This window comes from Paenibacillus solani (genome assembly GCF_050475945.1).
GTDB classification, from domain to species: Bacteria; Bacillota; Bacilli; order Paenibacillales; family Paenibacillaceae; genus Paenibacillus_AQ; species Paenibacillus_AQ solani_A.
In genome coordinates, this window is the sequence record NZ_JBCMXJ010000020.1 from 146984 (window position 1) to 161979 (window position 14996).

Annotated in this window: 12 protein-coding genes; 3 read left to right on the plus strand and 9 right to left on the minus strand. The window is 46.2% G+C overall.

Features of this window, described 5'->3' with window-relative positions; all coding sequences use genetic code 11:
• Positions 1–115: 115 nt before the first annotated feature.
• From ABEQ74_RS25710 to ABEQ74_RS25720, 3 genes are all read right to left on the minus strand, one after another.
• Entirely contained in the window at positions 116–727 is a 612-nt protein-coding gene (locus tag ABEQ74_RS25710; protein ID WP_430125077.1) for a flavin reductase family protein, read from the minus strand.
• A complete protein-coding gene (locus ABEQ74_RS25715) occupies positions 724–1668 on the minus strand; it encodes a ring-cleaving dioxygenase (protein ID WP_430125078.1) in 945 nt (314 codons plus the stop codon). The genes ABEQ74_RS25710 and ABEQ74_RS25715 overlap by 4 nt, the downstream gene beginning before the upstream one ends.
• 225 nt (positions 1669–1893) lie before the next feature.
• Complete coding sequence (locus ABEQ74_RS25720) at positions 1894–2973, minus strand: AI-2E family transporter (RefSeq protein ID WP_430125079.1); 1080 nt, start codon at positions 2971–2973, stop codon at positions 1894–1896.
• Between the two features lie 221 nt (positions 2974–3194).
• On the opposite strand from ABEQ74_RS25720, the gene cls reads away from it, so the two are divergent.
• The gene (cls, locus tag ABEQ74_RS25725; protein ID WP_430125080.1) at positions 3195–4643 is read left to right on the plus strand and encodes a cardiolipin synthase; all 1449 of its coding nucleotides are present in this window, start codon (positions 3195–3197) and stop codon (positions 4641–4643) included.
• Between the two features lie 134 nt (positions 4644–4777).
• Here cls and ABEQ74_RS25730 read toward each other — a convergent pair whose 3' ends face one another.
• Positions 4778–8545 carry a glycosyl hydrolase family 18 protein gene (locus ABEQ74_RS25730; protein WP_430125081.1) on the minus strand — a complete coding sequence of 1256 codons (3768 nt, stop codon included), beginning with the start codon at positions 8543–8545 and terminating at the stop codon, positions 4778–4780.
• A 577-nt stretch (positions 8546–9122) separates the two neighbouring features.
• On the opposite strand from ABEQ74_RS25730, the gene ABEQ74_RS25735 reads away from it, so the two are divergent.
• Together ABEQ74_RS25735 and ABEQ74_RS25740 are read left to right on the plus strand one after the other, a co-directional pair.
• Positions 9123–9902 (plus strand): MerR family transcriptional regulator, encoded by a 780-nt coding sequence (locus ABEQ74_RS25735; protein WP_430125082.1) that lies wholly within the window; start codon positions 9123–9125, stop codon positions 9900–9902.
• Positions 9903–9974: 72 nt separating this feature from the next.
• The gene (locus tag ABEQ74_RS25740) at positions 9975–10787 is read left to right on the plus strand and encodes a VOC family protein (RefSeq protein ID WP_430125083.1); all 813 of its coding nucleotides are present in this window, start codon (positions 9975–9977) and stop codon (positions 10785–10787) included.
• 132 nt (positions 10788–10919) lie between these two features.
• Here the strand turns inward: ABEQ74_RS25740 and ABEQ74_RS25745 are convergent, their stop codons facing one another.
• Genes ABEQ74_RS25745 through ABEQ74_RS25765 form a run of 5 tightly spaced genes read right to left on the minus strand, consistent with a single transcriptional unit; the run spans position 10920 to position 14829 of the window.
• The gene (locus ABEQ74_RS25745; RefSeq protein WP_430125084.1) at positions 10920–11399 is read right to left on the minus strand and encodes a DinB family protein; all 480 of its coding nucleotides are present in this window, start codon (positions 11397–11399) and stop codon (positions 10920–10922) included.
• A gap of 34 nt (positions 11400–11433) precedes the next feature.
• Positions 11434–11955, minus strand: coding sequence for a HugZ family protein (locus ABEQ74_RS25750; RefSeq protein WP_430125085.1), 522 nt, complete (start codon positions 11953–11955; stop codon positions 11434–11436).
• 24 nt (positions 11956–11979) lie between these two features.
• The gene (locus ABEQ74_RS25755) at positions 11980–12753 is read right to left on the minus strand and encodes an ABC transporter ATP-binding protein (protein ID WP_430125086.1); all 774 of its coding nucleotides are present in this window, start codon (positions 12751–12753) and stop codon (positions 11980–11982) included.
• A 1-nt stretch (position 12754) separates the two neighbouring features.
• Positions 12755–13750 carry a FecCD family ABC transporter permease gene (locus ABEQ74_RS25760; RefSeq protein WP_430125087.1) on the minus strand — a complete coding sequence of 332 codons (996 nt, stop codon included), beginning with the start codon at positions 13748–13750 and terminating at the stop codon, positions 12755–12757.
• Between the two features lie 14 nt (positions 13751–13764).
• Entirely contained in the window at positions 13765–14829 is a 1065-nt protein-coding gene (locus tag ABEQ74_RS25765) for a helical backbone metal receptor (protein WP_430125088.1), read from the minus strand.
• Positions 14830–14996 lie beyond the last annotated feature (167 nt).

Consider the following 14996-nt stretch of genomic DNA (forward strand, 5'->3'; position numbering starts at 1 on the left):
TCCAAGCTCTATTTCTTTTATGGACTAACAACCAACATACAATAAAGTATAGGGTATATGGATGCTCACAGCTTGACTTGCCGTGATCTCCCCCTTATCCAGCCTATCCGTTATATTATACAGGCCGCTCGATCGTAAACATCCCTCCCAATGAAGAATAGATATTCCCTGCCATACGGCTCACAGGCTTTAACTTGGCGGCGTCAATCCGCCCATGTTCGTAAAGCTCCTCTGCAACATGGAACCTGACAACACGGGCAATCAACAAATCAGCAGCAGGCATCTGATCCGGGCCATTCAAACTTACAACTTGATCCAGCACGCATTCCATACGAATCTTGCATTCCAGAATGCCAGGTACTTTCACAACCTCACTATCAGTCGGGGTTAAATGAGTTAGTACAAGTTCACTTTCATTCGGAGGCAGGTTTGCCGCCGTTTCATTCACAGCTTGAACAGTATCTTCATCCACAATATGGATGACAAGCTCGCCGCTTTGCATGGCATTTCTCGCTGTATCTTTGGCCGTGTCCTGCTTCCGCTGAACGGAAACGGAAAGCAAGGGCGGATTACTGGAGAGAATGGAAAAATAACTGAATGGCGCCGCATTCAGCACACCCTCATCTGATAATGTCGTTACAAAAGCGATCGGTCGCGGAACAACGCTTCCGATCAACAGCTTATATGTGTCCCGTTCACTTTGGGTATTCGGGTCAATGGATATCACTTTGGATTGCCCCTCTCTTTGACTTGTATAGGCATCAAATTTTCCTCGATTCGGGCACGTTCCGGTTCAAACCATGCAGGAAGTTTCAATTCTTTCCCTAATGAGTCCAAATCTTCATCCACCGTAAATCCGGGTGGATCGGTTGCGACCTCAAACAATATGCCCCCGCGTTCCCTGAAATATAACGATCTGAAATAATTGCGGTTCTTAATATCTGTCGGCATAAAACCATGTGATGTCACCCACTTTTGCCAAGTAACAATCTCACCTTCATTCTGGGCACGCCATGCGATATGATGGGTCGTTCCGGCACCTCCTGAGCCCCTAGAGATATCCCGCATTGGCAGATCTATCACGTTGCCGAAAGGTCCCATAGACTGGAACCGCGCATAGTTAACGTCCTCTCCGATGAAGGTTAGCCCCATTACCTCCAGCGCTTTCTTCGTTTCCTTCCAATGACTGCTGAACAAGACCGCACCGCCAATCCCCTTAATTGCCGTTTCGGGCGTCAGATCGTCCACAGACCAACTGCTCTTCGGTCCGTCTTCCCGCTCGACCAGCTCCAGTGAAAGTCCATCACGATCGGAGAACTGGAGATAATGTTCGTTAAATCGAAATGCTTTCATGACAGGAACACCGAAACTCCGTAAACGCTCCTCCCAGTAAGAAAGAGCACCCATAGGGACGACAAAAGATGTATACCCAACCTGCCCTCCTCCACGTAGTCCTCTTCGCGAAGCAGGAGACGGAAAGAAGGTAATAATGGTCCCCGGGCTACCCTCTTCATCCCCGTAGTACAAATGATAAACCTCAGGAGCATCGAAGTTCACCGTCTTCTTCACTAATCTGAGTCCCAGCACACCCGTATAAAAATCAACGTTTTTCTGTGGATTCTGCGCATATGCGGTAATATGATGAATGCCTGCCGTTTGTATTGCCATATCATCGCCTCCTGTCTTTTTGTCCTAAACGATGTTTCATTGATGATCCCGTTTCGTAATACTATGATTAGATTATACAATCTTTATATTTAATATCTTTAAATCAAGATTATATATCCTTCAAATCATTGTCAAGTGCTTCTTTCTACTTCCAGGCATATAAAAATGCCGCCAAGAACGGTTTCACGCTCTTAACGGCATTAGTGTGCAGCTGCAGCCGCATGTCTATGCTTTTTGCCATTTTTCCTTAAAGAACAGCTGATATACTCTAGTAACCACAATTTTAACGATCATATAGACAGGAACAATCAGAAGAATTCCGATAATTCCACCGAGATCCTGTCCGACCAACACAAGGATGATAATCGTAATGGGATGAATCGCCAACTGTTTACCAAATATATAGGGACCAATTAAGTTATCCTGAATTTGCTGGGCTGCCAGAATGACCACCAGGGACCAGATCGCCGTTCCAGGGGACTGGATAAAGCCGATGATAACAATTGGGATCGAAGACAGAATGGCACCGATAAATGGTATGAAATTCGCTATAACTGCCACAACCGTCAGCAGCAATGCATAAGGCAAACCAATAATCAAAAATCCGATATACATCAAAACACCGAGAGCCAAATTAACCAGGACCCGTCCAACGATAAATCCTTTGAGCGCATTGTTGATTTCATCCAATACCGAGGCTCCCACTTCCTTGAATCGGTTTGGTAAGAAACTTACAATCATATCCCCAAATTTTCCGCCTTCCTTCAGCATGTAATACAGCAAAATTGGGAATGTGAACAGGACGATAGCAAAGTTCGAGACAAAGGAAAATAGATTCTTAATATAATTCGTCAAGAACGTAAAGCCTTGGTTCAAATAATCGGATATCTGTGTAAGTGGATTGGAGTCCTCAGGAAATATCCCCTGGAAAACGCCGTTATTTTCCCACTCCTGAAGCTGCTCGCCAAGCTTGGCAAACAGTGTAGGGGCATTCTGCACCAGAGCAACGATCTGACGTTGCAAAGAGGGCCACACCCCAATAATGAATCCGGTCAGGATGCCTGCAAAAACGACATAAATCAGCAGGATGGCCAGCGAGCGATTTAGCTTCCGTTTTTCGAGAAGATCAACAAGCGGTCTAAGCAGGTAGTAGAAGAATCCCGACAGCATTAACGGGACGAGGATGATGGAGAAGAATGATAGTACCGGTTTGAATATAAAGTCTACCAATGAACCTAAATAAATGATGATTAGCACGAGGATCACGGCAAGACATAGTTTGAAGAACTTGTTCATTTTATACAAAAAGCATGCCCCTTCTCCTATTTTTCTCACCATAGTATCATGACAACGAGTTCCGATTCAAATTAAGCCTTCTGTCCTAGCATCCTGCAATCTTGTCATCTGCCACCGATGATAAAAAGTACATTCAGCTCGTTATCCCGAGGATATATACTTCTCACAACGCCTCACGTATAATATGAAGGATTGAAAAGCAAGGATTTCATTAGGAGGATATTATAAACATGCATGTTACATCCATCATTCTTGGTCTGATCATCGTATTGAATATCGTGTTCTCCATGTTCGTGGTTTTTAGAGAACGACGGGATGCCGGAGCTACTTGGGCCTGGCTGCTGGTGCTGTCTTTTATCCCGATACTGGGCTTTGCCCTATACTTGTTGTTCGCCCAGAATTTAAGAAGAATCCGTCTCTTTCATTGGGATGATCTGCAGAAAACCGGCATTGAGAAGGTGCTGCTCTCCCAAATGGAAGGGATGAATCGCGGGGAATACCCGTTTAGCAACCAGGCAGCGGCGGATAACAGCGATTTGATCCATATGCATATTAATGAGAATCAGGCAATCCTCACGGATGACAACCATGTAGAAATTTTCACGGATGGACGCGAGAAATTTGATAGGTTGTTTCAGGATATTGAGGAAGCCAAAGTCTACATACATATTCAGTACTATATCATTCGCCGTGATTTGCTTGGCAAGAAACTGATATCCCTGTTAACCAAAAAAGCAAAAGAAGGTGTGAAGGTCCGGGTTCTCTACGATGAGCTGGGCTCGCGCCAATTGACCAAAGGCTTTTTCAAAGCATTTCGCGAAGCTGGCGGAGAAGCCGAAGCCTTCTTCCCGTCCAAGCTACGCTTTATAAATCTGCGTCTAAATTACCGCAATCACCGTAAACTTGTCATCATTGATGGCGACATCGGGTACGTCGGCGGCTTTAACGTCGGGGATGAGTATCTGGGGCTCAACTCCAAATTCGGATATTGGCGCGACACGCATCTGCGCATCCAGGGTGAAGCTGTCTATGCAATGCAGGTTCGCTTCATTCTGGATTGGAATCAGGCTTCACACCATAACGATATCACTTACGAGTCGAATCTGTTTCCCAAGATCAATTCACCAGGTAATGTCGGTATTCAGATTGTGACAAGTGGCCCTGATTCCAGGTATGAGCATATTAAGAATGGCTATATCAAAATGATCTCATCTGCCAAAAAATCGATCCATATTCAGACACCTTACTTTATTCCGGATGCCAGTCTGCTGGATGCGCTTCGCATCGCTGCACTTTCCGGCGTAGAGGTTCATCTGATGATACCGGATAAACCCGACCATCCCTTTGTCTACTGGGCAACCTTATCCAATATCGGAGATATGCTGAGTATTGGGGCTAATGTGTATCTCTACAATAACGGCTTCATTCATGCTAAGACCATCATCATCGATGAGATGATCGCATCAGTCGGGACCGCAAATATTGATGTTCGAAGCTTCAAGCTGAATTTCGAAGTGAATGCATTCCTGTACGATGAAGGTTTATCGAAACAGCTAACCCATATCTTCCATCAGGACCTCAAGGTATCCAGTCAGCTTACAATGAAGCAGTACTTAGAACGTTCGCGGTGGATCAAATTCAAGGAGTCCATTTCCCGTTTGCTGTCCCCTATTCTGTAGGACAAGTCCGCTGGTGTCCGTATGATAATAAGGGTCAGGCATGACTGTTGAATTCCGGTATGAAAAAAGGATGTCTCCAGGCGTAATAAAACGCCTGTGAGACATCCTTTTTATTATGAATCTAGGTTAGTTCCTTAGTTCGATAACCCCGCTGCCCGCAGCAATCTCATCACAGTGACAACGGTTTGGGCCTTGGTCACATTGGATTGTGGGTCCAGCTTGGTAGCTGAAACGCCCTGCAGAATCTTCTGCTCCACGACGAAGGCAACAGCCGACTTCGCATAAGCCGAAACTGAGGCATTGTCTTTAAATTTGTTTAATACTCCTTGATTCGCCTCATTTTTCTTGCCCGCATATTCCAGCGCATTACTCAGAATCGTGGCCAATTCCTCACGCGTAATTAAGGTGTTAGGATCAAATGTATCCCCTGATCTGCCTTTAACCAGACCTGCTGCTTTCGCAGCTGCGATCTCTCTGGCATACTGGGATTTTGCATCTACATCCTTGAAATTAACGTAACTGTCATCTGGAAGAATGCCCAGTCCCTTAACCACGATAGAGATAATTTCGGCACGGGTAATATGCTTATTCCCGCCGAAAATATTGGCGTTATCTCCCGATACGAGCAGTTTGGCCGCAGCTTGCGCTACATCCTCCCTTGCCCAGGACGGAATCGCGTCCTTAAACTGGATATCTTGCTGAATGAGTGCATAGATACCGCTTCCGGTTTTCTTGATTTCGACGGTTACCGTGCCATCCGTATTAACTTTAAACAAGGTTGGGACGGAACGAAGCTCATTCGTACCAGGTATATAAACCACTCCGAAAGCACGTTTCGTATTTATCTTCTTCGCATCAACCGTCACGAATTCGCTAACATAGTACTTACCGAAATGTTTCAGCTCGGTGGTCGTTTTATCAGCGTTTACTTGTTCAAGCTTGAACAATAACGGACTGGTCAGTGCTTCTTTCCCATTCAACAAGGACGTCACGCTTGCTGCGTCAGCTTCTCCAGGAGCAACAATCGAGACTTTTACGTTACCGGAATCCTTGATGAGCGAAGCTGGAATCCGATATTCAGTACCATTCACGAGAATAGACAGACTGGCATCGGCACCTTTTTTCGCAAGAGCTGCTATGATTTCTTGTGGGATTTCAACTTCTGCCTGCTTCGCATTTGCGCCTGCATGAATTTGGAAGTTGGTAAAATCCGATTGATTAATGTTATTAATAGCTGCTGCCGCAGGTACGCTAACTACTGCCTTATCGCCTTTAAGATCCACTTTCACATCCAGCTGATCTTTGGCTTTTGGTGGCTGTGGCGTTGAAGGCGTTGGTGAACCAGTGCTTCCCGATCCTCCAGAACCTCCTGATCCGCTTGATCCTCCTGATTCACCATCTGTTCCACCGGGACTTACGCTTGAAGTCGCTGCGCTCAGTACATTGGAAGCACTGGAAACACGATGGATATCATCTCCCGCTCTATCTACAGCGAGCACATGAATTTTGTAATCAGTTGAAGAATTAAGGCCATGAATAGTATAACTGTTATCTTTAGGCGAACCTGCCAGTGCATTATTCACATACACTTCGTAATCAGTTGCACCATCCACGGCATCCCATTTTACCTTGAGAGAGCTGGAGCCAACGCTTACTAATGAGAGATTTGCTGGAGCTCCAAGTACCGATGTATTGACTTTACCGTCGACCGGAAGATCGTGGACAAGCTGAGTCGTCAAGGTCAGATTACGGTCACCGCTGATATCCCAGCTCATGACGCCAGCGATATCCAGTGACTTCACGATGGAGGCCGTATACACCATAGTGTTCTTGTCATTGTATGTGATGAAAACTTTGTTCTGATCATTGTAGAGATATGGAACCTTGGCAGCCTCATTCCAGTATCTCTTATACCCGTTCTTGTCGATATAGTTATTCTCTAGATCGCTGAAATCGAAAAGACTAGCTTCCCAAGTCTTTAATGAAGTTCCACCCGAACAAGCTTGATATTGTCCTGTTGGCAAGCAATCATCCCATCCCTTGCCATAGTAAGGAACTCCAGCATTTAACTTATATGTTGGCACTCCACCATTCAAATGGCTTAACAAACCGCCAAGCACATGATTTCTTGGAGCAGATGATGTCGTAAGGTTTTTATCATAAAATAATGGTGCATTATGATGACCTAATGGATCACCTTTACCACTGTAGTCATAGGTCATAATATTCACAAAATCTAGATATTGTACAGAGTTCGGAATGTCTGCGTTCACGATAAATTTGTCTGACTGCCAAGAGGCAATGGAGAGCAGGTAATACTTTCCATCCTCTGACCCGGCAGCATCCAGTGCCTCGCGGACAGCTTTCATTAATAATGTGAAATTTTCTTTATCCTTAGGTGAATAGGAATTCTTCTCGTCTCCACCTTCTACTGGGTATTCCCAATCCACATCCAGACCATCCATATTATAATTTCGCAGGAAACTCACAGCAGAGTTAGCAAAAGCACGGCGTGTCTCTTCCGTCATGGCTATGTTAGAGAAATTGCCAGACCATGTCCACCCGCCTACTGAAACCATGAGTTTCAAATGAGGGTTGGATGCCTTGACGGACTCAAAAGCTTTGAAATTTTGAAAATCAAATGTAGTATCTCCAATTACAATTTCGCCATCATGTACATATCGGTTTTGAGCAGGAATCGTAGGATCTTCACATGCTCTTGATCCGCTCCCATATTTCTTCCAACATATATCAGCGAAGGCATAGTTAATATGAGTTAACTGAGATACATTCAGGTCACCAGGATGAAGATTTCGATCTGTGGTACTAGCCGACCAGGACGTATAATAAGTTACATTATTATAGTTGCTGCCCGGCACAACCGACACGGATTCACTTTCAGGCGAAGTCCATAGACTATTGTAACCTACCACCGTATAAGAGTATCTCTTGCCTTCTTCCAGTGCCGAAGCGACAAACCGATTCTCGTTGCTGGTACCAATCTTTACTCCATCCTGATAGATATCATAGCTTGTGGCCCCCGGAACCGGAGCCCACCCCAGCGAAACCGTAGACCGTGTAGACGTGACTTTCTGCAGTCCTTGAGGCTGAGCCAGCTCTCCCCACTTTATGGTAACGGCATTACTGTTAGCTGAAGCATCCAAAACGCCATCTACGCTTCTTTGGGCACCTACTTTAAATGTATAGGTCTCTCCCACATTTAGAGGCCCGTAGGTAGCCGTGGTGGCAGAATTATCCCAAGTACCGCCTTTCCATGCTCCATTCACATAAATATCATAAGCTTCGGCACCAGGGCTCGAACCCCAATTCAGCGTAACCGAATCTTCTGTGACCTCTTGAATTTTCAGAAAGCTTGGAGGTGTTAACGGCGCATCTTTGTATTCAGACTCGTCTTTGGTTGTGGTGAACTCTATTACATTGCTTTTATGCTCCTTTTTTACATCTTCATTCCAAGTAATATAAATTCTGTAGGTTGTTTCCGGGGTTAGCTTGGTGACTGCTCGTGTCCAATAATTTCCCCAGGTCAAATTCCCATCTGTGTCTGCATCCCATATCTGTATATTATTATTATCTGGATCGGATCGGAAATCCCATTTAAATTTCATCATATTATGGGAAACGCTTTCAACTTCAAGATTCTGCGGTGCCAGCGGATCCTGGGCACTGGTCAAGGATTTATACGTCGAGCTTGTCACCGTCTGAGGTTTAATATCGGGGTTAACTGTAGAAATATCTGTAGGGACTTCTGTAGGGACTTCTGTGGAAATATCTGTAGAAGGAGTGCTTTCTGCTGCATAAGAAGCAGGTGCGCCAACCAGTGGCGTAATGATGAGTACAAGCGTTAATAACCATAATACCCATTTCGGGTGTTTCTTTGTCATAAATGTTGTCACCGTTTTCACCTCTGTCGAATAATTTCGGCTGCAAATGATACAGCATTTCTATGAATGTCTGTTCCTGGGTGTCATCAGTTCCCGTCTCGGATGACTTGCCTAGTTTCGCATATCGCTCGATATCCAACCTCGTATTGAAAGCGGTTACTATTTCCTTTATGATCAGTTATGTATGATTCAGCTACCCCCTTCTTACAAAAGTTGTCATGCAGCAGCTTGTCCAAAATCTCCTCTACAGCCTCCCTTCAGCAAAATTCAACATAGAAGATGTTCAATAAATATTCATATATTTGTATCATGAAACCTACACTATCGATTGAGAAGGGATAAATTTGGATAAAAATGGGGTAAAATCTTATAATTTTATTTTCTGCAAACAAATATCTACTATACAAATTTAATTAACGTTATCAAGAACAACGCATTATGAATATTTATGCATATCCAATTCTGTGACTTCCGCCCCATGATTCAGCTGTTATTGTATTATGATATAGGACAACAGAAACAGTTACATACGAGAAGAGGTCTATTTATTCACAAAAAATATAGTAGGTGACCGCCAATGATGACCATCGCGCAATTCGCGGAACACACGGGCATGGTTCCCAGTGCTCTCCGCTTCTATGAATCCAAAGGCATTCTGATCCCGGCCGAACGACATGAGAATGGTTACCGTTTTTATGACCAACATCAAATCCACGAGGCCAAGCTGGTCAACAGCCTTCGCCAATCGGGAATCAGCCTTGGAGATATACGTTCTTTCCTTGCGGCTGACGAAAGTGAACGTTCGAAGCTACTTGGTAGATGGCGGCGGGAGGCTGAAATGCGCTTGCTCTCGGTACAGATTGCGAGTCAATATCTGAATGGAATGGAACCGGATAGCGGCAGTCTCCATCTTATCAACTGGGAAGATCCCATTACTATCATATGGCAGCCGTTTAAGGCAGTTAAGCCAGTCCATTCCTACTCACGAGAGATCAAGTTGGCTGAAGAAACACTGCAAGGCCTCAGAATCCGTACCCAAGGCCCCAGCCTGATCCGCGTGATAGACTCATTGAAGCATGAAGTACAGATCGAAGTCGGGTATCCATGGGTACAAGGACCACGGCGAGCAGCACAAAGTCCTCCTCGCCTTCCTGCTGAGGCTTACCTTGAATCGATCCCTCCTACTTTATTCGTATCCGTTGATAGTTCATGGGAAGACACATTTGTCTGCATGCGAACAATCCGCTTTCTCCAGAAGTTTGGCTTTGAGCCTGCAGGCAAACGGTTGGAAAGGCATTTCCCGAATTCCCCCATGTTCGAAATCATGATTCCTGTCATGCAATCCCGACATGCTTGACCTTCAAGTTACTTGAAGGTTTATACTAGGATTGTTCTATTTCCATTACTTTCTTGTAGGAGGATCGAATGCATGGTTGGATTAAAGCTGGATGACTTTGATGGTGGTTTTATCATTGCCCCTTGGGATCGATTTAAGGAGCTGATTGATTGGTATCGAACACATTTGGATCTGAAAGTAACTTACGAGGAGGACTACCCTGTCGAAAAAATGGCCACCCTTACCTTTCCAGCACTAGGATGCATACATATTAAATCAGTGGAGCATGATCACCCGCATTTTGCGGTGAATTGGGGACAGAACGGAAATGTCCGGTTCTGCTTCACGACAACGGATCTTGACGCTACGCATGCCTACATTCGCGGCCAGGGTATTCAAGCAACCGAGATTACCAAGGGAGCATTCGACCGTACCTTCGATTTCTACGATCCGGTCGGCAACCGACTGACAGCAATCGAACCGGAACCGGGTACGGAAGAGCTGATTGCGAAGGCGCCTGACGCGCGTTTTCCATTCCAGTCCATCCCCCGCTTCGGCGTCGGGCGGCTGGATGAAGCCATTGCGTGGTATAAGGATAATCTGGGTGGCAGCGTGGAACGAATCAGCGAGGATGGAACCTCGGCTACCGTGATCATCACCAGCGAAGGTGCCCCGGTCTACCTGGAAACCGTTGAGTCAGAAGATACGAAGGCTCATCTGACTGTAGCTGCAAGACCGTACTGGGTAATCCGGAAGAAGGCTGACTTTTTCGAAACGCACACACGTTTGAAAGAGCAAGGTTGGCAGGTCACAGAGGTGGCCGGCAATCTCAAATTCCTGGTCATGTTCCATACCTATGACCCTTATGGCAACCAGATTAACGTATGGTGTTACGAGGACTGTTAATTAATCGTTATATTGCTTTATGCAGCACATAAAAAGGCCCCCTAACAGTAATCAGAGGTTTACAACAAGGTTGTATTCCATGTCTACTTTAGGGGCGCGTTTGTTTTCAATTCACCACTAGCCAGCCTTCTTCTATTGAACCCATTCCTTCTGGGAAACTGCCCCGTACTTTCGTAGGAAGGAAATCTGTCCAGAATGAATCCCTGTATGATACATCAGACGGCCCACCGCTTCCAATGGGGTTGAAGGGCCGATCGGGCACTTCATCGTTTCATGCCATTTCTCCTCCGGAAGCCCGGACATCCCCTCGATCAGGTGAGCATTCGATGCTTCAAGCAGCTGTATTAACTCGTTCAGGTTCGTAAAAACAGCTGGACTGCCAGCCGAGCCCCGACTGGTTAGTACCTTCAGCTCCTCCGGCATAGGGAGTCCAAAGAACCAGAACGCAAACATGTATTCCACTTCCGCATTATGGCGGAGCATGTAACCTACAGTTGCTGAATCATTTGCCAGCTGCAGCTGCAAATCATTCTCCTGCAAGCCTTTTACCATATCATGAAACCGTTGCTGGATCGCATTCCATACCGGCAGTATCGTTTCAAAGGTTGACATGCTGAATAAACTCCTCTCGTATTACAGTGTATTACTACTGGGCCTCATTCTTCGTGTCCGATGAACTGTGCCCCTCACGCGCAACATGCTGGAACTGATCTGCTGACAGATCAATATCATATGCCTGACCAAATCCCACCACATACCGTCCCTCCGAGGGCACCAGCTCAAATAGTGAGAAATCCAAGCTCCGCAGCATGGTAATCAATTGAGGAGAAAAAGTTTGCTTAAATTGATCAAAAATTTCTTCATTTCCCTCCTCCCCGATATTCCTTGCCTCACAGGTAAAACGGGCGCGCTCCCGCGCGAATAGATTCGCGCTCACGGCTTCATCCGCAATCAGCATCACATCCACTGCCGAACGCTCTTCTAAATGGCGATAATGATTCGCAATGCGGCTTATGTAAATATAGAACTTTCCTCCCATTTTCACAAAAGGTGCATAGGATATAAACGGCCTTCCGTTCTCATCCGTCGTACTCAATACCAGCGTTTTCATCCCCCCTGCAAACTCCATATATTTTTGCCTGCTCGTCTCCGTATCCATCACTTTCATTTATAGCGCCTCCCTAGTATTAATTTATATTTTATGAAGTACATGTATCCGCGGATTGCTGTTATTCTTGATTTCGATATCGGTTTCTACTCCGTAAACTTCCCGGATCAATTCCCGGGTGAGTACTTCCTGCGGCGGCCCATATGCCTTCACATTCCCTTGTTGAACGACGCAAACCTTATCACTATACGTGCTGGCATGATTGAGATCATGAAGCACCATCACCACCGTGAGCTGCAGCTCACGATTCAATGTTCTAACAAGCTCCAGCACATCCAACTGATGAGCAATATCCAGATAGGTTGTCGGCTCATCCAATAGTAATATTTTGGGACATTGGGCAAGAGCCATTGCCAGCCAGGCCTTCTGCGCCTCTCCTCCCGAGAGAGAATAAACCAGCCGCTCCCGGTAACGATCCATACCCGTCAGCTGCAGCGCCCATTCCATAATCCGATAATCCTCATCATCAAGCTGATTATACCACTTCTTGTGCGGCATGCGGCCAAAAGTCACCAGCTCCTCAACGGTCATATCCGTTGGACTGGAATTCGCTTGGGACAGCATACTCAGCAGCCTGGATAGATCGCGGATGCTTAAGCTCCGCAGCTCCTCTTCACCGATGAATACCTGCCCGCTCTCACAAGGGATAAGTCCTGTTATTCCTTTTAAAATGGTGGATTTACCCGAACCGTTCGGACCGATAATGGACACAACCTCACCTGGCTGCACCTCAAACGAAAAGTCACGAACAACGGATTTGTCCTCATACCGGATATTCATGGATTCAAGCTTCAGCATATCAAGCTCCCCCTTTACGCATGAGATACAGGAAATACGGGCCGCCCACCATGGCCATAATAATACCCGCTGGAATTTCCAGCGGACTGAATGCGGACCTCCCGATCGTATCGGCGACGATTAATACTGTGGCTCCCAGCACGAGGCTGAACGGGATGCTGTATTTATAGTCCGATCCAATGATTATTCGAGACATATGCGGTACGATCAATCCAACAAAACCAACAAGACCGACCTTGGAAACGGAAACCGAAGCCAGAAACACCGCTACAAAAGACAGCAGAATCCGAACTTGGTTCACATTTTGCCCCAGATGATGTGCAGCCTGTTCACCCAAGCGAAGCATGTTGGCCTGACGGATGCATAAAATAGCCATCAACCAGCCTGCGGCGGAATACGGCAGGATCGCATAGACATCCCCCATGCCTTTTCCCGAAAGACTGCCGTTCATCCATTGCAGGGCTGCCGGTAGTTTATCACTGTACAAAATCGACAATAATCCGATCACACCACCGAATACCGCATTAACGGCTACCCCTGACAAAATAATCCGCACCGGCGTCATTCCGCGCTGTCTGCTCCAGGCCCAGGTATAGACCATAATCGCTGCAATGGCTCCACCAACAATAGCCCCTAAGGGAATTAATGCGGAAAACTGTGGCATAACCAGCATGATAAACAGTACCGTGACGGCTGCTCCGCTCGAGACTCCGGTAAGCCCTGGATCAGCGAGCGGATTCTGCATGACAGCCTGAAGCAATGCACCGGAAGCAGCCAAATTAGCACCGATGATCAACGCTAGCAGGACACGCGGAATCCGGATGTCCCACAGAATCGTGTTCCAATAATCATCTCCCCGCCCGATCAGCGTTTGCCAAGTCTGAGCCGGAGTTAGTCGGACGCTCCCGATGCCCATTGACATCATGACCGCAATGACCAAGAGGACAAAAGCGATGATCACCAGCAGCAGCTTCCTTTTTTGCTTTGCTTTAACCAACCTGAAACGCCTCCTTATTCACTGTACAGAATAGAGGACAGTGCTTTGTATGCCTCAGGAGCCTTGGTTAATGAAGCCACACCGAACAGGTTATAATCGAGCGGTTGCATTTTTCCATTCTTGAAGGCTTGCAGCTTCTCCCATGCTCCGTTCTTTTTCACATCTTCCTCGAACTTCTTTGCTACCGCATCGGCGTCACCATGGGCAACTAGCAGGATGACATCCGGATTGGCTTCAACCACACTTTCCATATTGAATGGAACATACGTTTCAGAAGATTTCAGGGTGTCAGCGACTACATTGGAAGCACCCAAATTCTTCGCCAAGCTGCCTGCAAACGTATTTTCATTCATGAGCATCAGATATTCCGTGGAACCGAACAGGAACATAACCTTCGGAGCCGGTTTACCTTCAACCGCGGTCAGGATTTCCGCCTCTTCCTTCGCAAAGGCTTGAAGCACTTCCTGTGCCTTGTCTTCTTTGCCATACAAGCGCCCAAGCGCTGCAGTGGATGCCTTTAGTTCATCCAACGAGTCAACAGGCAGATAAGCTGCCGGAAGTCCGGATGGTTTAAACATTTTGTCGATGCTTTCCTTGATGGATGCAGGCGAGAGAATCGTGTCCGGCTGCAGTGCTGCAATCTTCTCCAGATCCGGCTGATGAGAAGAACCGATCCGCTCAACATCCGCATATGCAGCCGGAAGCTGGCTCTGCGTGGAAGGAACGCCTGCCAGCTCAAGGCCCAGTGCGTTATACAATTCCGTGATGGCCACCGAAAGTGTTACAGCCGTTTCCGGGGTCTTTCCACCGAATTGCGCCAACAATTCGCTTACCTTTGCTTCATCCACTGTAACTTGTTCGCCCGATGATTCCTTGTTATCAACCGTGCTTTCAGTCGAAGAATCCTGATTGTCAGTTTCTTTTCCAGCTTCCACTGCACCATCTGCTCCATCATCCTCAGAAGCCACCTGCTGATTCGTCGCGACTGCCTCACTTCCTGTTGGTTCTGTATTTCCACAGGCTACAAGCAAAACCAAGCCAATTATAAATATGTATAACTTCCATGAACCTATGCGCATTACGAAATCCTCCCATTAATTTATGTTTGTAATTGATAATGATTATCATTATACATAGAATGATAATCATTATCAATATAAAATTTGAAATAAAAACCTTTGAGAACACACACCACGCCTTGTTGTTCTAAGATTTTCAAGTTCATTGTAAATCTTGACGCGCTTAA

Excerpts from the sequence above, each read along its gene's own strand:
- ABEQ74_RS25715 (WP_430125078.1), bottom strand. The coding sequence starts at position 1,668 with ATGGCAATACAAACGGCAGGCATTCATCATATTACCGCATATGCGCAG.
- cls (WP_430125080.1), top strand. The coding sequence starts at position 3,195 with ATGCATGTTACATCCATCATTCTTGGTCTGATCATCGTATTGAATATC.
- ABEQ74_RS25730 (WP_430125081.1), bottom strand. The coding sequence starts at position 8,545 with ATGACAAAGAAACACCCGAAATGGGTATTATGGTTATTAACGCTTGTA.
- ABEQ74_RS25735 (WP_430125082.1), top strand. The coding sequence starts at position 9,123 with ATGATGACCATCGCGCAATTCGCGGAACACACGGGCATGGTTCCCAGT.
- ABEQ74_RS25740 (WP_430125083.1), top strand. The coding sequence starts at position 9,975 with ATGGTTGGATTAAAGCTGGATGACTTTGATGGTGGTTTTATCATTGCC.
- ABEQ74_RS25745 (WP_430125084.1), bottom strand. The coding sequence starts at position 11,399 with ATGTCAACCTTTGAAACGATACTGCCGGTATGGAATGCGATCCAGCAA.
- ABEQ74_RS25750 (WP_430125085.1), bottom strand. The coding sequence starts at position 11,955 with ATGAAAGTGATGGATACGGAGACGAGCAGGCAAAAATATATGGAGTTT.
- ABEQ74_RS25755 (WP_430125086.1), bottom strand. The coding sequence starts at position 12,753 with ATGCTGAAGCTTGAATCCATGAATATCCGGTATGAGGACAAATCCGTT.
- ABEQ74_RS25765 (WP_430125088.1), bottom strand. The coding sequence starts at position 14,829 with ATGCGCATAGGTTCATGGAAGTTATACATATTTATAATTGGCTTGGTT.